The sequence below is a fragment of the Arenicella chitinivorans genome (assembly GCF_014651515.1).
Classification (GTDB): domain Bacteria; phylum Pseudomonadota; class Gammaproteobacteria; order Arenicellales; family Arenicellaceae; genus Arenicella; species Arenicella chitinivorans.
Map to the genome: position 1 here is coordinate 641,335 of NZ_BMXA01000001.1, position 24,143 is coordinate 665,477.

Sequence of the window (24,143 nt, forward strand, 5' to 3'; positions counted from 1 at the left end):
GCCTCGCACTATGTCTAAAACCGTCTATTTGTCTTTGCTTACTGCGATCGCGCTGCTCTTTACTGGGTTCTTTATTGGGACTGTCGTGCCGCCGTTGTTGGTTTCAGGCGACGTGGTCGCGGCTGCTTTGGCGGGGTTTGTGAATCCATTTGCTGCGGGATACGCCACCGATGTGATTCTATGTTGGGTGGTGCTGTTGTTATGGATTGTTTACGAAGCCAAGGTTGATGGGGTCAGGCATGGTTGGATCTGCATTCTATTGGGAGCGGTTCCGGGTGTGGCAGTGGGTATGAGTTGCTACCTGATTTTGCGTCATCAAACTCGTAAGGCGCTACAATAGCCGGATTACGTATCTGGTCGACTAATCAATCGAGGAAGAAAAATGACAATACAAATTTTTTGTGTGGGTGGAACCATCGACAAAATTTACTTCGATGCCAAAAGTAAATACGAAGTGGGTGCGCCAGCGATTGGCTGGTTGCTCGATGAATTGTCGATCCATTTCAACTATCAAGTCACGTCGCTGATGGCGAAAGACAGCCTAGATATGACCGACGCGGATCGCGCGGAAATCCGCAAGGCGGTTGAGTCTACTGACTCCGACCGGATTGTGATCACGCATGGAACCGATACCATGCCGGAAACTGCCCGCGCGCTGCACGGTATCGTCGGCAAAACCGTGGTCTTGACCGGTGCGTTGGCGCCCGCCATTTTTCGTAATAGCGATGCTGCGTTTAATGTCGGTGGTGCATTGGCAGCGGTGCAATCCAAACCAGCGGGAGTTTACATCGTGATGAACGGTGAAGTCTTCGATGGAAATCTGGTGCGCAAAGATGTGGCAGCAAACCGGTTTGTACGACTAGATTAAAAAAGCCACTGACGGCGAATGCCGTCAGTGGCTCTCATCATTGACATAGTCGAAGTGAACTAGGCAACCAAGAGTCTATTCACCAGTTTCACATAATTGGCAGGGTCTTTGATCTGCGCGCCTTCACTCAGTGCGGCCTGGTCAAAAAGCACTTGAGCCCAGTCAGCGAAACTGTCGCTATTGGTATCCAGTTTTTTGATCAGCGCATGCTCTGGGTTGATCTCCAGAATCGGCTTAGTGCTCGGTGCATCTTGCCCCATGGCTTTCATGATGCGTTCCATGTTCGCGCCGGGATCGTTTTCATCCGCTACCAGGCAGGCTGGTGATTCGGTGAGGCGATAGGTGAGTCGAACTTCTTTTACCGCTTCGCTCAACACGTCTTGCAATTTCTCAGTCAGCGAAGACAGTTCTTCTTTTTGCTCTTCTTGTGCTTTTTTCTCTTCGTCACTCAACGATAAGTCGCCTTTGGTGACCGATTTCAGCGGCTTGTCATTATAGGTGCCTAAGCTGTTGACCAGCCATTCGTCCACTGGGTCGCAGAGTAGTAGAACTTCAATCCCTTTCTTGGCAAACACCTCTAGGTGAGGAGAACCCTTGGCCGCTTGGTGGCTTTCTGCCGTGATGTAGTAGATCGCTTCTTGACCCTCTTGCATGCGACCGATGTAGTCGTCCAGCGACACGGTTTGCGCGGCGGAATCAGACTGCGTAGTCGCGAAACGTAACAATGGCGTGATTTTGTCTTTGTTGGCCATATCTTCGACCACGCCCTCTTTGAGCACTTGTCCGAACTCTGACCAGAATTCCTGATACTGTTCGGATTCGTTTTTTGCCAAACGTGTTAGTTCATCCAGTACCCGTTTGATCGAGCTTGCCTTGATTTTTTTAATGTCACGATCACTTTGCAGAATCTCGCGTGACACATTTAGGGGTAGATCCTGAGAGTCAATTACACCCTTTACAAAGCGTAGGTAATGCGGCAATAGGTGTTCCGCGTCATCCATAATGAAGACGCGGCGAACGTACAGTTTGATGCCTTTCTTGTTGTCGCGGTTCCACAGATCAAATGGTGCTTTCTTGGGAATAAATAACAGTGACGTGTACTCCATATTGCCTTCTACCTTATGGTGCAAGGTAGAGAGGGGGGGCTCCATATCGTATGACAGGCTCTGATAAAAGTTTTGATATTCTTGGTCGCTAATCTCGGATTTTGGTCTCGCCCAGATGGCGGTCCCACTATTGACCGTTTCGAACTCGCGCTCGACGTCTTCTTGTGGCTTACCGTCCTCATCGAGTGGCGCAGGAGCCAGCATTTTGATCGGCAGTGAGATGTGCTCTGAATACGTACGGATAATGTGTTTGAGACGGAAGTCTTCTAGGTACTCGGACTCCTCTTCACGCAGATGCAGCGTGATGTCAGTGCCAACACGGTCTTTTTCGATCGTTTCGATCGTGAACTCGCCCTTGCCGTCGGACTCCCATTGCGTACCTTCGCTGGTGCCCGCTTTGCGCGTCGTCAACGTGACCTTGTCGGCGACCATAAACACCGAGTAAAAGCCGACCCCAAATTGACCAATCAAGCTTACATCGGCGTCTTCCTTGCCACTGTTTTTGACCGCTTCAACAAATTTCTTGGTGCCCGAGCGCGCGATGGTGCCGATGTTCTCGATCACTTCGTCGTAACTCATGCCGATACCATTGTCGCTGATGGTCAATGTTTTGGCGTTTGAGTCCGTAGTGATTGTCACCGCTAGTTCTTCGTCGTCATTCAACAGTGAGGCGTCTGTTAACGCCTCAAATCGACGCTTGTCGATTGCATCAGAGCTGTTGGAGATCAACTCGCGCAGAAAAATCTCTTTCTGGCTGTAGAGAGAATTGATCATCAGATCCAGTAATTGACTTATTTCGGTTTGAAATGCGTGCGTTTGTTGTTTGCTCATGATTAGTTAAAGATGTGAAGTTAAACTCAAAATTCGATGTGGGCAGTGATGGGGTTGGTATGATTAAATTCAAGTTCTCAAGAACACAAAATGCCACGAAATTGATTTCCAACCCGAGTGGAAACCGTAAATTAACAATTTTGCTAGGATTCATTTTTTTTTCGTGTTTTTCGTTGACGACCCAGGCATCTCTGAGTATAGTCGCGCCTCAACGCTTTGCAGCGTGATTTGGCTCTAGGAAAGCCCTTGAGCAGCACCCGTTCCATCCCAAGTGTTTAACACGGAACAGAGTGTAAATCACACACCGTCGGGGTGTAGCGCAGTCTGGTAGCGCATCTGGTTTGGGACCAGAGGGTCGGGGGTTCGAATCCCTCCACCCCGACCATTTTTACGTGTGGCAAAGTGGATTTACGGTGATTTCGTCGGTCTTTAGAGTTATTCGAAATAGAGTGAACGAAGTCATTCGTAGATGGGGTAGTATGGTTAGGTTGAGTGCCCGTAGCTCAACTGGATAGAGCAACGGCCTTCTAAGCCGTAGGTTACAGGTTCGAGTCCTGTCGGGCGCGCCATAAACCGATTGCTTAAATGTAGCCATACCGTGTCCCATTTTTGGTATTGCGTGCGCGGTGTATTCAGCCTTGTTTTACTCAAGCTGAATTGCTGGCATGTATCAGGTTAGTGATATGGTGACTGTAGCTCAGTTGGTAGAGCCCCGGATTGTGATTCCGGTGGTCGTGGGTTCGAGCCCCATCAGTCACCCCATCTAACGTGGCAGTCGGCGCTGAGCTGGCTGTTGCTGTATATCGTGTTTGCGAGAGTGGCGGAATTGGTAGACGCGCTGGATTTAGGTTCCAGTGTCTTGCGGCGTGAGAGTTCGAGTCTCTCCTCTCGCACCATTCACGATAACAATCTTTTTCTTCGCCTTTCCTTATTCGCGTTCTCTCTTTCTGGGCGACAGTTTGTGTCGATCGATGGAGTTCAGACTTGCGCGCGAATTGTGTCATTTTTTCAGGGCGCAACCGCTTCGAAACGACATGCGGCCGATGAGCGTCGAATTCCACCTGCATTATCAAGCAACTTTTAACATTTGAAACATTTTATCCCGCTGCGTCTGGTGGTAGAATCCGGCCCCTGATTTATCGAGGTCCGTCAGTATGACACTGATTTGAGACCCTCCGAAACTAATTAACTTAAACACTGACTGCGAGTAACGAATGCAATCTTCTGTTGAAAAAACCAGCGCCATTGGCCGCAAAATGAACGTCGTCGTTCCGGCTGACAAGATCGAAACCGCGGTGCAAGCCAGATTAAAGCAGCTCTCTAAGCGCGTAAAAATTCAAGGTTTTCGCCCCGGCAAGGTGCCAATGAAGATCGTTGAACAGCAGTATCGTGGTACCGCAACGAACGATGTTTTAGGTGAGTTGATTCAAACCAGCCTACAAGAAGCCTTGCAAGGTCAGGACGAAGTGCCAGCGGTACAGCCCGACATCATGCCTGAGGCACCGGTCGAAAAAGGTAAAGACTTTACCTTTACAGCGAGCTTCGATGTTTATCCAGAGTTTGAGAAGCTGGATTTAGAGGGTGTCAAAATTCTAAAGCCACAGAGCGCCGTTGAAGAAGCAGATATCGAACGTGTGGTCGAGAATATGCGCAAGCAACAGCTAAGCTGGAAAGAAGTCAAGCGCAAGTCCAAGAAGGGTGATCGTGCGATCGTTGACTTCGTGGGTCGTATCGATGGTGAAGAGTTCGAAGGTGGAAAAGCCTCCGATTACCCAGTTGTGCTCGGTGAAGGCCAAATGTTGCCCGATTTCGAAAAAGGCATCAAAGGCATGAAGGCGGGCGAAAGCAAAGACATTGAAGTTACTTTTCCGGCAGATTATAACGAAGAGCTCGGAGGTAAAACTGCCACGTTTACCATTGATGCTAAGACGGTGTCTGAGCCGGTGCTACCCGAAGTTGACGAGGAGTTTGTCAAAAGCTTTGGTATTGAGTCAGGCGATGTCGCCGAATTACGTGCTGAAGTTAAAAGCAATCTTGAGACCAACCTCGAATCTCAATTGAGTGCCCAATTGCGTCAACGCGTTTTTGATGCCCTGACCGAGGCCAATAAGACTGAGGTGCCTTTGAAAATGGTTCGCGAAGAAGCGAGTCGTATGGTTAAAGAGCAAAAAAATCAAATGGTTCAGCAAGGTATCGACCCTAAGATGCTGGAAAATTTCCCAGATCCGGAGTTTGAGGTTCTCAAGCCGCAAGCGGAGAAGCGCGTTGCACTTGGCTTGCTGATGATGGAAATTATCCGTAAACAAGAGATCAAGCCCGACGAAGAGCGCGTGAATGCGCGCATCGAAAAAATGGCATCTTCGTATGAGCAGCCAGAAGAGTTCGTTCAGTACTACAAATCAAATCAGGAAGCGCTTGCGCAGGTTCAATCTATTGTCCTGGAAGAGCAGGTAGTCGACCTTCTAATTGAGAAAGCCGACGTTGAGGTTGAGAACGTGGAAGCGTCTACTTTGTTGAATATGCAAGCGTAGACTGCGGCATTACCGTCCGGCTGAGCCGATCGAAAAGGAGCGTGTGATCTCGGGGTTGCACGCTCTTTTTTATTGTCAAATGACATTAGATCTCAGTTAACCTGCTAGCATTACGCCTATTCCGCACAAGGTGTCGCATTTCCCTTGTGTTTAAGTAAATCGTTATTACATCTAAGCCGAGACTCCCTAAATGTGAGTCTCGCAAGGTATACTCGCTTAACCATTTTGAATTCGACTAATCGCATGACACAAATTTACAGCAACTTAAATCAGCCTGGCCTGTCTTCCGGCCTATCTAACTCAGTGCAAGAGCCGCATGCCGCCGGTGGTTTAGTGCCCATGGTGGTGGAGAGTACCGGCCGCGGTGAGCGCGCATTTGACATCTATTCTCGATTGCTTAAAGAACGCGTGGTGTTCTTGGTCGGTCAGGTCGAAGATTACATGGCAAATCTAATTGTTGCACAGCTACTGTTTTTGGAATCCGAGAACCCCGACAAAGACATCAACCTGTATATCAACAGTCCGGGCGGTGCGGTAACAGCGGGCATGGCGATTTACGATACGATGCAATTCATCAAACCTAAAGTTAACACGGTGTGTATCGGCCAGGCAGCCAGTATGGGGTCGTTGCTTTTGACCGCGGGCGCCACCGGCGGTAGATACGCGCTTCCACACTCGCGGATTATGATTCACCAACCATTGGGTGGGTTCCAGGGGCAAGCATCAGATATCGATATTCATGCGCGAGAGATTCTGCGCGTGCGTGAAGAGTTGAATCAAATTCTGGTTAAGCATACTGGTCAGCCTTTATCACGCATCGAGCAAGATACTGAGCGTGACTATTTTATGGCGGCGGACGAAGCGAAAGAGTACGGTCTAATCGACGACGTCATTTTGCAACGACCTGATTAGTTTCTGCTAACTCGCATCGAGTCAACGTGCAGCTGAATCAATCAAGAATCGCGCGTAAGCAGCGTCTTAAGTTACGTTTCAGTCGCTCGCTAATCGTCGCGTGTGTGACGGTGTCGCTATATCTTGTCAGCGCTACTGGCATGGCCAGTGACGCAGTTACCTACATTGATGTGCGAAGTTGGGCAGAGTATCAGTTGGATCACATTGATGGGGATGCCCGGATTCCTATTTCGGATGTCGCGAAGGAAGTACCGCTACGGATTCCCGATAGGCGTACGCCAATTCGCTTATATTGTGCCCGAGGAGGTCGAGCAGAACAGGCGAAAGCACTGCTAATCCAGGCTGGTTATCTGGATGTGGAAAATCTCGGTGGGATCGATGATGCACGCCGAGTGCGGGGTTTAGCGGCGCAGTAGGGCTTGCTTCCTAATCACACTGGCTGTGACGTTATATTCACATTCTTGAAATATCGCGTTCAGCCGCCACATATAATCAAGCGCGTTATCTGGTAGATATTCGATGACAAGTGCCAGATATCACGTTTCATTCAGGTCTTTAATTGGGTTACAATTTAGTGACGACGGGTCATCTTACCGAAGCAAGATCGATAATTTTACGCATTTGCGCCGATGTATACGGCGAGTAGCATCTATCCTCAGGGGTGAATATGAGTGACGACAATAAAAGTAACGACGATAATAAGCTACTTTATTGTTCATTTTGTGGAAAAAGCCAGCACGAAGTTCGTAAGCTGATCGCGGGACCTTCGGTCTTTATTTGCGATGAGTGCGTGGACTTGTGTGAGGATATAATCCGCGAAGAAGCCATTGATGATATTTCTAAGGCGGAGGAAAAAGAAACTTTCCCGACGCCAGAAGAAATTCATACCGGCTTAAATGACTATGTGATCTCCCAGGAAGACGCAAAGAAAGTGCTTTCAGTGGCGGTGTATAACCACTATAAACGAATCCGCAGTCAGGAAGTAGAAGACGACGTGGACATCGCCAAGAGTAATATTTTGCTGATTGGCCCAACAGGGTCTGGTAAAACACTGTTGGCTGAAACGTTGGCCAAGCAACTGAATGTGCCGTTTACTATCGCCGATGCCACCACATTGACCGAAGCCGGTTATGTCGGTGAAGATGTTGAAAACATCATTCAGAAACTATTGCAGAAGTGCGACTATGATGTTGAGAAAGCACAGATCGGCATTGTTTACATTGATGAAATCGATAAGATTTCACGCAAATCTGACAACCCGTCAATCACTCGAGATGTCTCAGGTGAAGGGGTTCAGCAAGCATTGTTAAAGCTGATCGAGGGAACCACTGCGTCAGTCCCGCCTCAAGGTGGACGCAAGCATCCACAGCAAGAGTTTCTGCAAGTCGATACGCGAAATATTCTGTTTATCTGCGGCGGTGCATTTGCCGGTTTGGACCAAATTATTCGTGACCGTTCGGAGAAAAGCGGGATCGGTTTTAGTGCGGAAGTTCACAGTAAATCGAGCAACCCATTTATCTCTGAGCACCTTAAAAAGCTTGAGCCGGAAGACCTAGTTCGTTACGGATTAATTCCGGAGTTCATTGGTCGTCTACCGATTATTGCCACGCTTGAAGAGCTGGATGAGGACGCATTGATGACGATCTTGACGCAGCCTAAGAATGCGCTGGTGAAACAGTACCAACGGCTTCTGAAATTGGATGGTATCGAGTTGGAAATACGTGAAGACGCCTTGCGCGAAGTTGCCCAGAAGGCGCTGAAGCGAAAAACAGGGGCTCGCGGTCTGCGTTCGATTCTCGAGAATGCGTTGCTCGATACTATGTATGAGCTGCCATCCAAAGAGGGCGTGCAAAAGGTATCGGTCGATGCCAGCACAATTACCGAAGGTGCGAGACCGTTATATATCTATGAAGAAGCTGACGCCGAGAAGTCAGCGTAACAACTTCGTCAGCGCATCCAGTTGGGTGCGCTGCGCTGCGCTGTGATTTCAGCGCAGTGGACTTGGTGGCGGTTTGTTGCCACCCAGCTTATCGCCCAATGCAGGGAGCTTCTAGGCGAATAGTGTATTGGACCACTTGAAACCCTTGCTGAGTGCTCCCATACATGTCCTATACTTGTAACAAGCAAGCGGTGATCTGAACGTTCGCCGACTTCACGTACAAACAAACGTACTAATTTAAAGGTTTCTAACTATGTCAGAAGAATCCACAGCAATCGATTATTCAACGCCGTTTCCGTTATTGCCCTTGCGCGACGTGGTGGTGTTCCCACATATGGTCATTCCACTGTTTGTAGGGCGAGAGAAATCGATTATTGCGCTCGAGCGTGCCATGGAAAACGGCAAGCAAATCGCTCTGGTGGCGCAGCATGATGCCTCCACGGAAGAGCCAGGTGAGAAAGATATTTATCAGGTTGGTGTGCTGGCAAATATTTTGCAATTGTTGAAGTTGCCCGATGGCACAGTCAAAGTGTTGGTGGAAGGTAAGCAGCGTATTCACTTGCAGAAGATCATGGAAACTGAGTGCTTCTCAGCCGTGGTTGAGCCGTTGCCAGCCAGTTCTGTGGAAGAGAATGAAGCGCGCGTGGCAATTCGTACGCTTACGAGTGAGTTCGAGAACTACAGTAAAATCAATTCCAAAGTAGCCCCTGAGGCGCTTGGTCAGTTGCGTGCTATCGAAGAATTGGATCGCTTGGTAGATACCATTGCCGGATTCCTTGAGCTGAAACTCGAAGACAAGCAGTTTCTGTTGGAGTCGGATGATCTCAACGAGCGTCTCGACCATGTGCTGTCGTTTATGGAATCAGAACTTGACATGCACCGTGTTGAGAAGAAGATTCGCGGTCGCGTGAAAAAGCAGATGGAAAAGAGCCAGCGCGAGTACTACCTGAATGAACAGATGAAAGCCATTCAAAATGAATTGGGTGAGTCGGAAGAAGGGCAGAGCGAGCTAGAAGAAATTCAAGCTAAAGTCGACGCGGCAGGTATGCCGAAAGAGGCACGCGAGAAGGTCGATTCTGAGATCAAGAAATTAAAGATGATGTCGCCGATGTCAGCTGAGGCGGCTGTGGTACGAAACTACATCGACTGGATTGTACAAGTTCCGTGGAAAAAACGATCCCGTGTGCGCAGTGATATCGAAGGCGCGCAAAAGATTTTAGACGAAGACCACTTTGGTCTGGAGAAGGTCAAAGAGCGCATTCTTGAATACCTTGCCGTTCAACAACGATTAAAGAAAATGAAAGGCCCGATCTTGTGTTTGGTCGGCCCCCCTGGGGTCGGCAAGACGTCGCTCGGTAAATCTATTGCTAAATCCACCAACCGTAAGTTTATTCGTATGTCCTTAGGTGGTGTGCGTGACGAGGCAGAAATACGTGGTCATCGTCGGACCTATATAGGTTCCATGCCGGGTAAAATTGTGCAAAATATGGCCAAGGTCAAGACGCGGAATCCGCTGTTCTTGCTCGATGAAATCGACAAGATGGCAGCAGATTTTCGTGGTGATCCGGCCTCAGCGATGCTTGAGGTTCTGGACCCAGAACAAAACGGAACCTTTGCTGACCATTATTTGGAAGTGGATTACGATCTATCAGAAGTCATGTTCGTAGCCACCGCCAATAGTCTAGACATCCCTGGGCCTCTATTAGACCGCATGGAAGTGATTCGTCTGGAAGGGTATACCGAAGACGAGAAGTTGAACATTGCGCAACGCTATCTGGTCGCAAAGCAGACTAAGAATAATGGTTTGAGACCAAGCGAGATCGAGATCAAGGCCGACGCAATTCTAGACGTAATTCGGTATTACACGCGAGAAGCGGGCGTACGTGGTCTCGAACGTGAGATCGCCAAGATTTGCCGCAAGGTGACTAAGCAGTTGGTCATGAACGGTAAGCTTGAGAAAGTCGTTATCGACTCGGCCAACGTGGGCGACTACCTTGGCGTGCGCAAGTTTAGCTTTGGTCTGGCAGAGGAAGAGAATCGAGTCGGGCAGGTCACAGGTCTGGCTTGGACCTCGGTTGGCGGTGAGCTCTTGTCAATTGAGTCTGTGATAGTGCCAGGAAAAGGCAAGCAGACTTATACCGGAAAACTCGGCGACGTGATGCAAGAATCGATTCAAGCTGCGGTGACCGTGGTTCGCTCACGCTCTCACGCCTTGGGCTTGGACAAAGAATTCTTCTCCGAGCGCGACTTCCATATTCATGTTCCGGAAGGCGCGACGCCAAAAGACGGCCCAAGTGCAGGTATTGCGATGTGCACAGCGTTGATTTCGGCGGCGACCAATACACCAGTTCGAGCAGATGTCGCGATGACCGGCGAAATAACGCTGCGCGGTGAAGTGCTTCCGATTGGTGGTTTAAAAGAAAAACTTCTAGCTGCCCATCGCGGCGCAATCAAAACAGTGATTATTCCGCAGGAGAATGAGAAAGATTTGGTCGAAATCGCGGATGAAGTTAAAGCGGATTTGAACATCGTACCAGTCAAATGGGTCGATGAAGTGCTCGAAGTTGCCTTAGCTGAGCATCCCAAAGTAGGTGCAGGTGACGAGGAAAATAAATCCTCGGTAACTAGCGCTAAAGGCAAAAAAGAACCGGAATCCGCGGCGCATCATTAACTTCTTATTGAAAATCAACACGATCTGGCGTTTTATTAAAACGCCAGATTAAACTAAGTTAATGGCCAAATGGCTGGAAACCCGCGTAGTTATTGGGTTTATAGGAAATTTTTTTGTAAGTCAATATTGTTTTTTGCAGGTAAAAGGAACATCATACCCGCTGTGGTAACGGCAGCGATCACGTAACAGGAACAGTCTGCCGTATGGAGATTGCGCTCTTCCACGGTGCGACTCGGCCATAGACAGGAGATCATTGAAGGCGGATTGATTCCATATTTTAATGTAGCTCTCCCGCGTTTCGTGTGTCCACTGTGTGTGGTGCGTCTGCGAAATTAGAATATGTGTCAAACTACCTATTTTTCATGCGAGACACAACAATCTACCTAAATACATAACTAATAAACCATATTACCTTGAGGAATTAAGTGTGAATAAATCAGAACTAATCGAACTAGTCGCCGCCAAAGCGGACATTTCTAAATCATCTGCTGGCGATGCGCTTGACGCAGTTCTAGAAGGCATCACTGGTGCGCTGAAAAAGGGCGACAGTGTTACTTTTGTTGGTTTTGGTACTTTCTCAGTGAGTGAGCGTGCTGCACGTGACGGCCGCAATCCTCGCACTGGCGAAACGATCAAAATCCCAGCTTCTAAATTAGCCAAATTCAAAGCTGGTAAAGCATTGAAGGATGCATTGAACTAAGGCATTCGCTTTATCTGTATTAAGATTGGTCTAAGGAAGATGTTTGCAAGACACTATAAACATCTTTCTTAGATCGTCCCTTCCTTCGACACGGTCTCTGGTCGATCACGCTCCTTTCTTCTCCTTTCTCCTCCGCACTTCCTGCGACGCAGCTCGCCTGATTTGTCAGGTACCATTGAGGTCTTGAGCCCGTTTTAAACGCCGTTAGTTCAATGCAACTGGAAGAGCGTGCATTCTTGTTGCCTGTAAACGTCGCTTATTGAGTAATGCTTGACGAGAGTAAGTCAGCGTTTTTCTAGTACGGTAACCAGCAAATTTGTGAGTTGTTCAGGTTTTGTAAAAAATAGTTAGAAACATATTGCATATATCTCATAATCGATTAAACTAGCGCCGCTTTCGAGGGCAGCAGACACTCAAGAGGCGGCAAAAAAAAGTTGTAACTTTTACTTGCAAGGCTCCAAACATCTGCTATTATCGCCCTCCCAAATCGACGAGATTCGGGCGCTTAGCTCAGTTGGTAGAGCATCGCCCTTACAAGGCGAGGGTCAGTGGTTCAAGTCCACTAGCGCCCACCAGATTTAGTAAAAATGCGGAGCGGTAGTTCAGTTGGTTAGAATACCGGCCTGTCACGCCGGGGGTCGCGGGTTCGAGTCCCGTCCGCTCCGCCACTTTTACTGAAGATTAAAAAAAACGACTGCAGATCGCAGTCGTTTTTTTTTGCCCGCTTAATCAAGACAATGTCTATCGGCGGAGCGTATTCATCTAATCATGCACTCTGTTTGCTATCTTCGGTACTCTTCATACTCGCGGAGAGCACCATGGCGAAAGTACTCATTCCCAAAGTGACTGATTTGGGTGAATTCTCAGTTTCTCGTGTGCTGCCTAATCCAGAGCAACGCATGGTTGGCCCCTTTGTTTTCTTTGATCATATGGGACCGGTGAAGTTTGATCCCGGTGCTGGGGTGAATGTGAGGCCACACCCGCATATCGGGCTAGCGACCGTCACGTATCTCATAGAGGGCCAAATCCTGCATCGCGATAGTTTGGGTAACTGTCTGGAGATTTGTCCCGGCGACGTTAACTGGATGGTGGCTGGTCGTGGTGTAACGCACTCAGAGCGTGAATCGATCGAGGTGCGCTCCCGATCACACTCACTGAATGGTCTTCAATGCTGGGTCGCTCTGCCGCGAGAATTCGCAGAAATTGAACCCAGCTTTATGCATATCGAGCGCAATGACCTGCCGCACAAAACCTTCAACGACGTTATTATCCGTCTAGTGATTGGTGAAGCATATGGAATGCAGTCAAAAATCAAGACGTTTTCGCCAATGTTTATGGTGGATGTTCTGGCCGGGAAGGGGGAGCACATCGAGCGTCCGAATCCGGACCATGATTGCCTCGTGTATGTTGCGCAGGGCGGCATTAATGTCGATGGCGTCGTTGTCGGTGAAGGGGCAACGGCAATGCTGTCCCCACAGGCTAGTATCGTCGCTTTACGGTATTCTCGAGCGGTACTGCTCGGGGGCGAAGCATGGTCCGATGCACCACACTTGGAATGGAATTTTGTGTCTTTTGATCGAGATCGAATCGACCAAGCTAAGCGCGACTGGAAAGCCGGCGACTTTGCGCCCGTAATCGGGGACGCCGAAGAGTTTATTCCTTTGCCTGATGATTAAGCTGTGACGAATCGCTGCCGTGAGTTAACAGCAGTCAGTGAGCAGCTGCTATCGAGTATAAGCTGGCCAGTCACCACGAACCGGCCAGCTTTTAAAGCTTCGTTTACTCTGCGTTGATTGCGGTTGCGTCTGTGACTGGCTCACCTTCCGCATTTAACACGATTACCTTACCTAGGCCTGCATCCCGCACGCTCTGCTCAATTGACGCTCGATCTCCAACCACCAGCCACAACATCGCATTGGGTTGTAGATACTGTTTCGCCGCGTCGTTGATTTGCTGCAGGTTCAATGCGCGCAGATCGTTAACATAGTTGTCCCAGTAATCATCCGCCAGGTCATAGCGAACCATCGCCGTCAGATCAGCTTCAACTGCGCCTGCGGTTTCCCAGCGACCTGGCAGCGTTAAGATGCGCTTATCAAGCGCCGCGGCGAGTTCGTCATCAGTGGCGGGTCGATCAGATTGGATGGACGCTAGTTCGTTTCGAATCTCCAGCATCGATGCGGCGGTCTGGTCCTTTTGAACTGGTGCATAGGCAATATACGGACGTTCCGACTGCGTGCTGCGTATCACACTGCGAGCACCGTAAGACCAGCCTTTGTCCTCGCGCAGATTCATATTGATACGTGACGTAAAACTTGCGCCCAGTACCTCGTTCATCATGCTCAAGGGTAGCTCATCGTCAAAGCCGTATTCCGGCACCATGCTGGTCGCGAAAATCACCGACTGCTCAGCGCCAGGTCGATCAACCAGGTACACCACCGGTTCGGTCAACGGGGCAATGCGAGAGATATCTTTAGTCGGTACCTCGCCAGTGGGTAGTTTTGCCAACGACCCTTCCAGTAAGGGTACTAATTTTTCCATACTGATATCGCCGGTCACCACTAGGGTGGCATTGTTAGCCTTAAACCAGGTTTGGTGGTATTGCGCAAGGTCAGCCACGGTCATTTGCTCCACGCTTTGCTCGGTACCAGAGCCCGAGAATGGTGCGGCGTAGGCATGATCTGCGCCATACAGCAGCGTCGGCAGTAAACGCAGTCCAGCTCCAATCGGCGTATTTTTCTCCTGAGCAATGGCCGCCAGTTGGCGTTGTTTGAGTCGATCCAACTCCGCCTCTGGAAAGTTTGGATGCAGAATCATGTCCGCATAAATCTCCAGTGACGGTTCGAGATGCTCCGTCAGGGTATTTAAATTGACGGAACAAGAATCGAGACTCGCGCCGCTCGAAATGCCGGTACCCATGCGCGCAAGTCGAGCGCTGATATCCAGTGCGCTAAATTTGGCGGTGCCTTCGTCCAACATATTCATAGTCATGTTGGCAGTGCCCGGCTTGACGGTTCTGTCGGCGGCATAGCCGGCATCGACCAGCAATTCCATACGTACCACGGGAACATCATGACGTTCTGCTAATCGCACTTTTAAGCCATTACTTAAGGTGGCGTGCTGAATGGTGTCAAACGCTACCACTGGCGGCGTGCCTGGCGAGGGCAGGCCGGCACTGCGGTCTACCGTGCTCGGTTTGCTGGCGAGCGTTGGGAATGGCACAACTCGCAACTTGTACTCACCGTCACTCAACCACGCACGTGCGGTGTTTTGCACTTGTTCAGCGGTTGCTTCCAGGTAGCGCTTATTGTGTGCTGACATGGTCTCAAGCGAGCCGGTGAATACTTGGTGTTTTGCCAGGATGTCTGCTTTGGTGGCGACACGTTCCAAGCTCCGCAAATAACTGGCTCGAGCACTGGATTTCACACGCTCCAACTCGTCTTTGCTCGGACCTTTGGCCAGGAAAGTGGCCAATTCCTGATCAATAATCTGGTCGATTTGATCTAATTTTTCTGCTTCCAGTGCTGTCACGATCACGCCAAATAAGCCTCCGATCTCGGAATTAAATGAGAAGGCCTGGATGTCAGACGCCAAACGATCCTGATACACCAAGCGTTTGTACAAGCGCGACTCTTTATCATTCGACAGTACGCCGGACGCTAGATCAAGGTAGTCAGCCTCCGCTGAACCCCATTCTGGCACGTTCCAGATTTTATATAGACGCGCCTGTGGCACTCGGTCATACATGGTTTGCTCACGTTGGCCGCGACGTTTAGCCACCCATTTTTTGTGGCGTACCAGTGGTGGCCCTGGTTCGATGTCGCCGAAGTATTTTTCAACTAGGGTTTTGGCTTGTTCCGGGTCGACATCGCCGGCCAGCGTGATGGTGGCATTGCTGGCCCCATAACGGGTTTTAAACCACTCATGCACATCGTCGAGTGAGGCGGAGTCAAGGTCTTCCATTGAACCGATCACCGGCCAGGAATACGGATGTCCAATCGGGTAAGCGTTTTCGAAAATCGTGCTAAACGCCTTGCCATAAGGCTGGTTCTCGCGTTGCCGTTTTTCGTTCTGTACCACCGAGCGCTGCTCATCGAGCTTTTCCTGCGTCACGGCGCCTAACAAATGGCCCATGCGATCAGATTCCAGCCATAGGGTCATTTCCAGTGCATTTTTTGGTACCACTTGATAGTAATTAGTGCGATCCTGATTGGTGGTGCCGTTGATGCCAGTTGCGCCAGCGCGATCGAGTGCCTTAAACCATTCGTCGTCGTAGTTCTCTGAACCGTTAAACATCAGATGCTCAAACAAATGCGCAAAGCCGGTACGCCCAACTTTCTCGTCCTTGGAGCCAACGTGGTACCAAACATTGACTGCCACGATTGGTGCCTTGTGATCTTCATGTACAATCAGGGTCAGACCGTTGTCGAGTGTGTATTTGGTGTAGGGAATATCCAGATCTTCATTGGCAGCCATAGCGGGCGCAAGCAGCGCCAGTGCGGCAAGCCAGATGAAGTGATGCAGAGATTTCTTAATAGTCATAAGTGCACGTGTTGAGGTTAATGGTATTTAGGTGAGTTCCCGCAGTGCAGTGGCTGCATTCGGGCGTCATTCAATGTTAAAGATTGAGCAAGATTAGCATGCTCTGGTGGAAAGTTAAGTGGCGTTAATCGCTTGGTAAGACAGCAATGTTAGTAAGCGCGTTTATTTATCTGTTGGCCGCCGTGGTGGCGGTGCCGTTTGCCAAGCGCTTGGGGCTGGGTTCGGTGCTCGGGTATTTGCTGGCAGGGATTCTGATCGGGCCGAGTATGCTGCACTTGGTCGGTGATCAGACCGATGTCATGCATGTGGCTGAATTTGGTGTCGTCATGATGCTGTTTCTGGTTGGCTTGGAGCTGCAACCGAGTCGTTTGTGGAGCCTGCGTAAACCGATTCTGGGTTTAGGTGGACTCCAGGTGCTGCTGACCGCCAGTGCAATTACGCTGGCACTGCGATTTTCGTCGTCAATGCCGTGGCAGACCTGTGTCGCTATTGGCTTGGCCCTAGCGTTGTCGTCTACAGCGATCGTGATCCAGTCGCTATCTGAGCGTGGTCAGCTGGATACGCCAGCTGGTCGGAATGCCTTCTCGGTGTTGCTGTTTCAGGATATTGCAGTGATTCCAATTCTAGCCTTGTTCCCGTTGCTGGCCACCATGCCGGTCTCGAATGAGGTCGCGCACCACTCGAGCAATTTGTTAAATGGCTTGCCAACCTGGCTACAAGTGATCGCCTCACTGGGGAGCATTGCCCTGATTGTATTGATTGGTCGGTACGCGTTGCGACCAATCTTTCGTTTTATTGCTGACACCGATATGCGCGAGCTGTTTACCGCATTTGCGCTGTTGTTGGTTGTTGGTATTGCGCTTGCAATGTCGGCTATTGGCTTATCCGCGGCCCTGGGTACCTTTTTGGCCGGTGTGGTGTTGGCTGAAAGCGAGTTTCGACATGAAATCGAAGTGGATATCGCACCGTTTAAAAGTCTGTTGCTAGGGCTGTTTTTCATCACCGTAGGCGCGAATATTGATTTTTCGGTGGTGGCGTCTAACCTGGGACTGATTGGTGTGTTAGTGCTGGCTCTGATCGCTATAAAAGCACTGGTGTTATTAGGCTTGAGTCAAATCTTCCGAATGGGCAAAATGCCCGCGCTGCTGTTTACCGCGGCGTTGGCTCAAGGTGGCGAGTTCGCCTTTGTCCTAGCATCTGCTGGACTGCAGTTTTCCGTGTTCGATGCCCACACAACGAGTCTGATGACCATTGTTGTGGCATTGTCAATGTTAATGGCGCCGTTGTTATTCGTGGCTTTTGAAGCCTATGCAAATCGCGTTAATCAAGAAGCCAATTTTGACCACGAAACAGAAGATGTACCGCCGACGTGTGACGTTATCATTGCGGGTTACGGGCGTTTTGGACAAATTATCGGTCGGTTTCTTTCCAGTGCGGGCTATGATTTAACGATCCTAGACCACAGTGCTAGCCAGATTGAGCTAGTAAGGCGTTTCGGTAGCACGGTTTATTACGGCGATGCAGCTCGTGCAGACTTGTTGGCAGCGGCGGGCGCCGCGAGTGCCAAGCTGTTGGTTGTGGGGGTGGATAACGTCGACAAATCGCTCGAAATCGTACGTACTGCCAAAAAACATTTTCCGACTATGAAAATCGTGGCGCGCGCAGTGGATCGACGCCACACTTATGAATTGCTTGCTGAAGAGGTCGAAGCAATCCGGCGAGAGGTCTTTCATCCTGCGCTTGAGCTTGGGGTGGACGCATTAAAAATACTCGGTCGAGACGGCGAAGAAGCTGAACGCATGATGCAGATATTTAGTGAGCACGATCAAGCCACGTTATTAAAGCTGGCCGATGTTTGGGGAGACGACCAATCTTACGGGCGTGCAATTCGGCAACATGTCGAGGATTTACGCACTATCCTGATGGAAGATGCCGCACGCGATGCCGCACGATCGGACGACACACCCGACTGAGTCGCGGCACTCGAGGGCAAAGCTGAATTAAATCACCTTTTTTGTAGCGACGGCCTGGACTATAATGGCGCGCTGCAAATATTAGAACTATCCTACCTGACATAAGGAACCGCTATGTTAACTGAAATCCGTGACCGCTCCTCAGGCTGGTTTGCTTGGATCATTGCCGCCATTATTATCATTCCAATGGCTTTCTTCGGCGTGCAACAATACGCTGACACTCAAGCACGTCCAACGATCGTCGAGATCGGTGATGCGAAAATTACGCAACCTGATTTTCAGGCTCGTTTGTCGCAGATCCAGAATCAGCGCCTAGCCCAAAACCCGGAGCTGGCCAGCACTGGTATTCTCAATAGTAAGGAATTCAAAACCAGCGTATTGCAGTCCATGATGAATCAGGAGCTGGTGAACTATGTGGCCAACAAGTTCGGCTACGAAGTCAGTGACAAACAGGTCACCAACGAAATCCTACAAGACCCCACTTTCCAAACCGATGGTCAGTTTGATCAGGATTTGTTTAATGCGCAAATGGCGCGTTATGGGCGTGGCGGTGGCCGCACCTATAAGACAGAACTTAAGAGCTCTCAGCGTCTGGGTCAGGTTGTCTCTGGCTACGAAGAGTCTGCACTGGTACTGCCGGGCGAAGTGCGTCGCTTACTGGAGATTCAGGCCGAACAACGCCGCTTCGACTTAATTACGGTCAGTCAGTCGGATTTTCGTGACCAAATCGAAGTATCTGACACCGACATCGAACAGTATTATCAAGACAATATCGATCAATTTCAAAATCCAGACCGCGTCTCCGTTGAGTACGTTGAGCTAGACATTCAACGCGTGGCAGAAGGCATTGAAATAGAAGAAGCGGTGTTGCAAGAAGCCTACGAAAGTTACAAATCTGGCTACGAGTCTGATGAAACGCGCACCACACGACACATTCTGTTGAGCACCAATGATGGCGAAAGTGAAGCTGCGCAACTTGCTAAAGCGGAAGAGTTGGTAACGCAGCTGCGTCAAGGCGCGGATTTCGCTACCCTGGCAACCGAGAACTCGGACGATCCTGGTTCTGCCAGTAATGGCGGTTCATTGGGCGACGTGGAACGTGGCGAAATGGTGCCTGAGTTCGACGAAAAAACGTTTGCCCTAACCGAAGGTGAGATTTCTGATCCGGTAAAAACGCAGTTTGGTTATCACATCATTCAAGTCGAAAAAATTAATGCCACTGAACCCGAGCCGTTTGCTGCCAAGCGTTTTGAGTTGCAGGAAGAAGAGCAGCTGCGTCTTGCTGAGGAGCGTGTTGCTGAACTGGCTGAACAAATGCGCAACTTGTTGTTCGAAAACCCCGAGAGCCTGGCCAAAGCAGCCGAGATGGCCGAGTTGGAAGTACGAAGCTCAGATCTGTTTTCGCGTACCGAAGGCACGGGCATTGCCAGTAATGAAGTGGTTCGTGAAGCCGCCTTCAGCGACGCGGTCCTGACTGATGGCTACAACTCAGAACTGATTGAGCTGACTGATGGTGTTTACCTGGCGTTACGTAAGAAAGAATTTAATTCTGCCGCGCCTAAGCAACTGGACGAAGTTCGCGCGCAAATCAAATCTGCGTTGATTAACGAGCGTGCTATCGCACTAGCTAAGCAAACGGGTGACGACTTACTAGCGCGCGCCAATTCAGACTGGTCTTCCTTGGCACAGGACAGCGCGGTCAAGGTCGAAACCTACACCGTCTCGATGCTGGACACCGAACGCAAGGTGTCGCCAGCCGTCATGAGCGAAGTTATAAAAATGCGCCTCGATGATACCGCCACCAAGGTGAAGTCATTCACCGGCTTGAATGGTGATTTTCATATCGTGCGTTTAACTCAGATTGCGCCTGGCGATTTGGCCAATGTGAGTGATGCGATCAAAGATGCGACCCGTCGAATTCTGCGTCAGCGTAATGGTACCGCCATGGTCGAAGCGTACATTGATGGCTTGAGTGACCAGCTGAATCTGGAAATTAACGAAGACCTGTTGTAATCGAGGTCGCAATCGTGGTTGTGGCGCTAAGTCTGATTTAGCGCCAACCACTTGCTATCTAGCTCCACAAACTAGTAAGGAACAGCGATGATTATCAAACCCAAAGTTCGAGGCTTTATCTGCACCAACGCACACCCAGTAGGCTGTGCTGAAAACGTGGCGCAGCAGATTGAGTACATCAAGCAGCAAGATATGTCTGGCACCAACGATACGCCAAAGAATGTCCTGGTGATCGGCGCCTCAACCGGCTACGGTCTAGCCTCGCGAATCACCGCTGCTTACGGCTACGGTGCAAAAACCTTAGGCTTGTTTTTTGAAAAGCCACCAACTGAGAAGCGCACCGCATCGGCAGGGTTCTACAATTCAGCGGCGTTCGAAAAGCAAGCCAAGGCCGATGGCCTGTATGCCAAAAGCATTAACGGCGACGCATTTTCGAATGAAGCCAAACAGCAAGTAATCGACTTAATCAAGGCTGACATGGGCCAGGTTGATCTGGTGGTCTATAGCTTGGCGTCACCTCGACGCACTGACCCCATCAGTGGTAACACCTACATGTCGACCTTGAAGCCAATTGGCCAGTCGTACACCGCTAAGAACCTGAACACCGACACGCAAATTGTCGGTGAGGTCACCGTCGAGCCAGCGTCAGAAGAAGAAATCGCCAACACCATCAAAGTCATGGGTGGCGAAGACTGGTCGTTGTGGATCCATGCGCTGCATGAGGCAGGTGTGTTAACCGACAACGCAAAAACCGTTGCTTACACCTACATCGGAGAGAAGCTGACCAAGCCAATCTACGGCCATGCCACAATCGGTAAAGCCAAAGAACACTTGGACACCACTGCCGCTGAGTTGAACGCCAACTTGCCAGTGCAAGCCAACGTGTCTGTGCTTAAAGCCGTGGTAACGCAGGCGAGTTCTGCGATTCCTGTCATGCCACTGTATCTCTCAATTCTGTTCAAGGAAATGAAGGCAGAAGGCACGCATGAAGGGTGTATCGAGCAATTGGACCGTCTGTTCAAAGAATGCATCTACTCGGACTCACCACGCCTGGATTCAGACAACCGTTTCCGTGTCGATGAGCTTGAGTTGACGCCAGAGATGCAGGCCAAAGTCGAAGCAATTTGGCCACAGGTTACGACCGAAAATTTGCATGAGTTGTCTGATTTCGATGGCTATAAAAAAGAGTTTCTGCGCTTATTTGGTTTCGAAATTGACGGTGTGGATTACGACGCCGATGTCAGTCCGCTAGTTGATGCCGAATTTTTGTAATCTAAGATAGTGCATTTGCCGAGTGGATTCGCTCGGCCAGCAACAGATGTCACACTTCTGGTTCCAGCTAAAAAGCAGCAGTCTGTCAATCGACAGTACGCTGGAACCAGCTCTAACAGAGGCGCTTTTAGCGCCTCTTCGTGTTTCTGGTATCGAGCTCAACCAGCGCTCCGAGTTCTGCGATATTGAACTGGCTCTAACCCAGCAGGGCGTCAGTCTTAGCTGGCAAAAATCCAAACGGGAACGACTCACTATCGACTTAAATATGCCCGCCGAGGTCACTAGCCAACGTTCGTTTCCAGCCCCCAAACAGGGTGCATTCAATCAAGCCCTTGGGCGCAAAACACGCCACGTGCTGGATGCCACCGGCGGCTGGGGCGGGGATGCGCTGTTGATGTGTCAGCAGGGCTACCAAGTCACCATTCAGGAACGTGATCCACTGATGGCCGTGGTGTTGTCTGCTGCGTTTGGCGCACTCAAGCACACCGACTGGGCAGTCAAAAATCAGGTAACAACGCCAACCGTGTTGTGGCGCGACTCGGGTGAGGAAACCAATGAGATTGTCAGTGACATTGATTGCGTTTACCTCGACCCAATGTTCCCCCCCAAGCGTAAGAAATCAGCCGCTGTGAACAAACAAATGCAATTCTTGCAATGGTGGGTTGGAGCCGATGAAGATGCCACACAGATGGCACAAACCATGATCGACAGCCAATACCCGCGCGTAGTCGTCAAGCGCCCCACACACGCAGAACCCCTGGTCGCAAACCCCAGTACAAATTTCAGTAGCAAGTTGGTGCAGTACGACGTGTACCTTTGAGCTTGAGCACGATTGGACTACCTAAGTCCGTTGTTTTGGTTATCTAAAAATTTTTGGGTAAACAAACAGCATATCTGTATGGTTTTCGTAGAAGCGGTCGCTTTGCCCCAAACTCGCGTTCACTGTGCCACTCTTGATATTGGAAAAGCAAAGAAAAACAATACCCTATATATTCCATTGAGAATGTTATTGCGCACTGCTAGGATTGATATGGCGCAGGCGCACTTTAAACCAAGGGAATACGAAGGAATGAGGAATAGTAGAGGTAAAACAGAGGGATACGAAAGTTTCTCGAAATATCAATTTGGGCGAAATCGAGCGCGCTCAATAATAAGCTGTTAATGCGCGAAGCGATATGGTTGATGACTACTTTAAAGGCAAAGGCCAAAACGAACAGAAATACACCGAATCCGTAGGATCACCTTCTTGGGACGGAAGCAAGTTTCATCATCCTCTGGCCCAACAAATTTGGGAAGTATTTCCAAGCAGATTAAAAAAAATTGTTTTCAACGAAGTCCAGAGTGGAAATACTATTGATTCAGTCCTAATAAATCACAATTTGAGCATCACTAAAGTGGCCCTAACAACAGAGCCTATTACTGATTTCAGCAAGATAGAAAAAATCAAAATAAGACAGATGGGTCAAAGAAGTGATTTTGGCCGTTATCTCTATGATGGAACATCATATACGGTAGAAGACTTAGAAAGCGGCTGCTATATATCATTTAAAGATACATCTTATGTTGAAGAAAGCTATTAGCATTAACAAGTTTGCAAAGTTTGCTTCGTTCGTTCACTCACTGCGCGGGACGGCGTTATACAAATACGGTGGTGCTTGATAGATGCAACTAGAATTTTGGTTTGAATTTGGTAGTACGTATTCATACCCGGCTGCAATGAGAATTGAGCATCTTGCTGGTGCGCATAATCTAGAGTTGCTATGGAAGCCATTTTTGCTCTGCCCTATATTCAATAATCAAGGGTGGAACGACTCTCCATTCAATACACATCATGCTAAAGGTAAGTATATGTGGAGAGATATGGAGCGGATTTGTGAAGCAGAAAGTATTCCACTCAAAAAGCCTTCCGTATTTCCGAGGAATGGCCTTTTAGCTTCTCGGATAGCATGTACATACGCGGCAGAGAAATGGATTCCTGATTTTATACGATCAGTCTATAGCGCGAATTTTGCAATGGATCTGGATATTTCCGATTCAAAAGTCATAAAGTCGTGCATTCCATCGGTTGCGGGGTGCAAAGATACCGTTGTTGATCAAGCTTCGACTCCAAGTGCGAAAGTATTGACTAAACATGGACAGCCACTGTCTGACTAGACTAAATGACTAAACAAAACATGGACAGCCACTATCTAAAAAGTTGGTTTGAATGAAAAGACTAAACATGGACAGCCACTGTCTTGACTAAACATGGACAGCCACTGTCTGACTAGACTAAATGACTAAACAAAACATGGACAGCCACTGTCTAAAAAGTTGACGGTAAAATGTGATGGCGGTTGTGATGGTGACCCTCCGTATTTGGGATATAACCGGAGTTTTCTTGGTATTCGAAGTAAGAGTGCATTTGTCTGTACTAACCTTGGCAACGATAAGTCTTGGGGTAGAACGGCTGTACATGAGTGGGGACATAGTTGTGGTTGGGGGACAAACTCTAACCCTCATCCTAGTGGCTCGGGTATCCCAAGTGGTTGGGACGTTCTTTAATATTTGGTAAATAAATGATTAAAACTAGAATTATTATTGTTTTATTGCATATTGCAGTGCTGGGTAACTAAACATGGACAGCCACTGTCTGACTAGACTAAATGACTAAACAAAACATGGACAGCCACTATCTAAAAAGTTGGTTTGAATTGTTTTAGCCTATCTGAAGGCAATTTTTCTTAAAAAAATGGACGGACGGCTAGTCAATTTGTACTAGACGGGTGGACATACCGCCTGGCTATGC

The 24,143-nt window shown here is 49.2% G+C and carries 17 protein-coding genes and 6 tRNA genes; 21 read left to right on the forward strand and 2 right to left on the reverse strand.

Annotation, left to right across the window (positions count from 1 at the left end):
- The first annotated feature begins 10 nt into the window (after positions 1 to 10).
- Positions 11 to 340 (forward strand): DUF2834 domain-containing protein, encoded by a 330-nt coding sequence (locus IE055_RS02870; RefSeq protein ID WP_189398485.1) that lies wholly within the window; start codon positions 11 to 13, stop codon positions 338 to 340.
- Between the two features lie 42 nt (positions 341 to 382).
- On the forward strand, positions 383 to 868 hold the full coding sequence (locus tag IE055_RS02875; RefSeq protein ID WP_189398486.1) for an asparaginase domain-containing protein: 486 nt from the start codon (positions 383 to 385) through the stop codon (positions 866 to 868).
- 59 nt (positions 869 to 927) lie between these two features.
- Here the strand turns inward: IE055_RS02875 and htpG are convergent, their stop codons facing one another.
- Positions 928 to 2,805 (reverse strand): molecular chaperone HtpG, encoded by a 1,878-nt coding sequence (gene htpG / locus IE055_RS02880; protein ID WP_189398487.1) that lies wholly within the window; start codon positions 2,803 to 2,805, stop codon positions 928 to 930.
- A 308-nt stretch (positions 2,806 to 3,113) separates the two neighbouring features.
- Between htpG and IE055_RS02885 the strand changes: the two genes are divergently transcribed.
- The 13 genes from IE055_RS02885 (at position 3,114) to IE055_RS02945 (ending at position 13,234) form a co-directional block, all read left to right on the forward strand.
- Positions 3,114 to 3,190, forward strand: a tRNA-Pro gene (locus IE055_RS02885).
- A gap of 107 nt (positions 3,191 to 3,297) precedes the next feature.
- Positions 3,298 to 3,374 (forward strand) — tRNA-Arg (locus IE055_RS02890).
- Positions 3,375 to 3,491: 117 nt separating this feature from the next.
- A tRNA-His gene (locus tag IE055_RS02895) sits at positions 3,492 to 3,567 on the forward strand.
- A 49-nt stretch (positions 3,568 to 3,616) separates the two neighbouring features.
- Positions 3,617 to 3,701, forward strand: a tRNA-Leu gene (locus IE055_RS02900).
- A 318-nt stretch (positions 3,702 to 4,019) separates the two neighbouring features.
- The gene (tig, locus tag IE055_RS02905) at positions 4,020 to 5,336 is read left to right on the forward strand and encodes a trigger factor (RefSeq protein ID WP_189398488.1); all 1,317 of its coding nucleotides are present in this window, start codon (positions 4,020 to 4,022) and stop codon (positions 5,334 to 5,336) included.
- A gap of 339 nt (positions 5,337 to 5,675) precedes the next feature.
- On the forward strand, positions 5,676 to 6,248 hold the full coding sequence (gene clpP, locus IE055_RS02910; protein ID WP_189398925.1) for an ATP-dependent Clp endopeptidase proteolytic subunit ClpP: 573 nt from the start codon (positions 5,676 to 5,678) through the stop codon (positions 6,246 to 6,248).
- A 26-nt stretch (positions 6,249 to 6,274) separates the two neighbouring features.
- Entirely contained in the window at positions 6,275 to 6,664 is a 390-nt protein-coding gene (locus tag IE055_RS02915; protein ID WP_189398489.1) for a rhodanese-like domain-containing protein, read from the forward strand.
- A gap of 251 nt (positions 6,665 to 6,915) precedes the next feature.
- Positions 6,916 to 8,187 carry an ATP-dependent Clp protease ATP-binding subunit ClpX gene (gene clpX, locus IE055_RS02920; protein ID WP_189398490.1) on the forward strand — a complete coding sequence of 424 codons (1,272 nt, stop codon included), beginning with the start codon at positions 6,916 to 6,918 and terminating at the stop codon, positions 8,185 to 8,187.
- Between the two features lie 253 nt (positions 8,188 to 8,440).
- Positions 8,441 to 10,858 (forward strand): endopeptidase La, encoded by a 2,418-nt coding sequence (gene lon / locus IE055_RS02925; RefSeq protein WP_189398491.1) that lies wholly within the window; start codon positions 8,441 to 8,443, stop codon positions 10,856 to 10,858.
- Positions 10,859 to 11,285: 427 nt separating this feature from the next.
- On the forward strand, positions 11,286 to 11,558 hold the full coding sequence (locus IE055_RS02930) for an HU family DNA-binding protein (RefSeq protein WP_189398492.1): 273 nt from the start codon (positions 11,286 to 11,288) through the stop codon (positions 11,556 to 11,558).
- A gap of 499 nt (positions 11,559 to 12,057) precedes the next feature.
- Positions 12,058 to 12,133: transfer RNA gene (locus IE055_RS02935), tRNA-Val, on the forward strand.
- 16 nt (positions 12,134 to 12,149) lie between these two features.
- Positions 12,150 to 12,226 (forward strand) — tRNA-Asp (locus tag IE055_RS02940).
- A 150-nt stretch (positions 12,227 to 12,376) separates the two neighbouring features.
- Positions 12,377 to 13,234 (forward strand): pirin family protein, encoded by an 858-nt coding sequence (locus IE055_RS02945; RefSeq protein ID WP_189398493.1) that lies wholly within the window; start codon positions 12,377 to 12,379, stop codon positions 13,232 to 13,234.
- Positions 13,235 to 13,337: 103 nt separating this feature from the next.
- Here the strand turns inward: IE055_RS02945 and IE055_RS02950 are convergent, their stop codons facing one another.
- The gene (locus IE055_RS02950) at positions 13,338 to 16,097 is read right to left on the reverse strand and encodes a M16 family metallopeptidase (protein ID WP_189398494.1); all 2,760 of its coding nucleotides are present in this window, start codon (positions 16,095 to 16,097) and stop codon (positions 13,338 to 13,340) included.
- 146 nt (positions 16,098 to 16,243) lie between these two features.
- Here IE055_RS02950 and IE055_RS02955 point away from each other — a divergent pair, with 146 nt between their 5' ends.
- The 6 genes from IE055_RS02955 (at position 16,244) to IE055_RS02980 (ending at position 23,509) form a co-directional block, all read left to right on the forward strand.
- Positions 16,244 to 18,070 carry a monovalent cation:proton antiporter-2 (CPA2) family protein gene (locus IE055_RS02955; RefSeq protein ID WP_189398495.1) on the forward strand — a complete coding sequence of 609 codons (1,827 nt, stop codon included), beginning with the start codon at positions 16,244 to 16,246 and terminating at the stop codon, positions 18,068 to 18,070.
- A gap of 114 nt (positions 18,071 to 18,184) precedes the next feature.
- Positions 18,185 to 20,083 (forward strand): SurA N-terminal domain-containing protein, encoded by a 1,899-nt coding sequence (locus tag IE055_RS02960; protein WP_189398496.1) that lies wholly within the window; start codon positions 18,185 to 18,187, stop codon positions 20,081 to 20,083.
- An 87-nt stretch (positions 20,084 to 20,170) separates the two neighbouring features.
- Positions 20,171 to 21,355, forward strand: a complete 1,185-nt coding sequence (gene fabV, locus IE055_RS02965; RefSeq protein WP_189398497.1) for an enoyl-ACP reductase FabV — start codon at positions 20,171 to 20,173, stop codon at positions 21,353 to 21,355.
- 46 nt (positions 21,356 to 21,401) lie between these two features.
- A complete protein-coding gene (locus IE055_RS02970; RefSeq protein ID WP_229794098.1) occupies positions 21,402 to 22,175 on the forward strand; it encodes a class I SAM-dependent methyltransferase in 774 nt (257 codons plus the stop codon).
- Between the two features lie 355 nt (positions 22,176 to 22,530).
- Complete coding sequence (locus IE055_RS02975; protein WP_189398499.1) at positions 22,531 to 22,935, forward strand: hypothetical protein; 405 nt, start codon at positions 22,531 to 22,533, stop codon at positions 22,933 to 22,935.
- 82 nt (positions 22,936 to 23,017) lie between these two features.
- The gene (locus IE055_RS02980) at positions 23,018 to 23,509 is read left to right on the forward strand and encodes a 2-hydroxychromene-2-carboxylate isomerase (RefSeq protein ID WP_189398500.1); all 492 of its coding nucleotides are present in this window, start codon (positions 23,018 to 23,020) and stop codon (positions 23,507 to 23,509) included.
- Positions 23,510 to 24,143 lie beyond the last annotated feature (634 nt).

Coding starts and splice junctions, on each gene's coding strand:
- IE055_RS02870 (WP_189398485.1), top strand. CDS start 11: ATGTCTAAAACCGTCTATTTGTCTTTGCTTACTGCGATCGCGCTGCTC.
- IE055_RS02875 (WP_189398486.1), top strand. CDS start 383: ATGACAATACAAATTTTTTGTGTGGGTGGAACCATCGACAAAATTTAC.
- htpG (WP_189398487.1), bottom strand. CDS start 2,805: ATGAGCAAACAACAAACGCACGCATTTCAAACCGAAATAAGTCAATTA.
- tig (WP_189398488.1), top strand. CDS start 4,020: ATGCAATCTTCTGTTGAAAAAACCAGCGCCATTGGCCGCAAAATGAAC.
- clpP (WP_189398925.1), top strand. CDS start 5,676: ATGGTGGTGGAGAGTACCGGCCGCGGTGAGCGCGCATTTGACATCTAT.
- clpX (WP_189398490.1), top strand. CDS start 6,916: ATGAGTGACGACAATAAAAGTAACGACGATAATAAGCTACTTTATTGT.
- lon (WP_189398491.1), top strand. CDS start 8,441: ATGTCAGAAGAATCCACAGCAATCGATTATTCAACGCCGTTTCCGTTA.
- IE055_RS02945 (WP_189398493.1), top strand. CDS start 12,377: ATGGCGAAAGTACTCATTCCCAAAGTGACTGATTTGGGTGAATTCTCA.
- IE055_RS02950 (WP_189398494.1), bottom strand. CDS start 16,097: ATGACTATTAAGAAATCTCTGCATCACTTCATCTGGCTTGCCGCACTG.
- IE055_RS02955 (WP_189398495.1), top strand. CDS start 16,244: ATGTTAGTAAGCGCGTTTATTTATCTGTTGGCCGCCGTGGTGGCGGTG.
- IE055_RS02960 (WP_189398496.1), top strand. CDS start 18,185: ATGTTAACTGAAATCCGTGACCGCTCCTCAGGCTGGTTTGCTTGGATC.
- fabV (WP_189398497.1), top strand. CDS start 20,171: ATGATTATCAAACCCAAAGTTCGAGGCTTTATCTGCACCAACGCACAC.
- IE055_RS02970 (WP_229794098.1), top strand. CDS start 21,402: ATGTCACACTTCTGGTTCCAGCTAAAAAGCAGCAGTCTGTCAATCGAC.
- IE055_RS02975 (WP_189398499.1), top strand. CDS start 22,531: ATGGTTGATGACTACTTTAAAGGCAAAGGCCAAAACGAACAGAAATAC.
- IE055_RS02980 (WP_189398500.1), top strand. CDS start 23,018: ATGCAACTAGAATTTTGGTTTGAATTTGGTAGTACGTATTCATACCCG.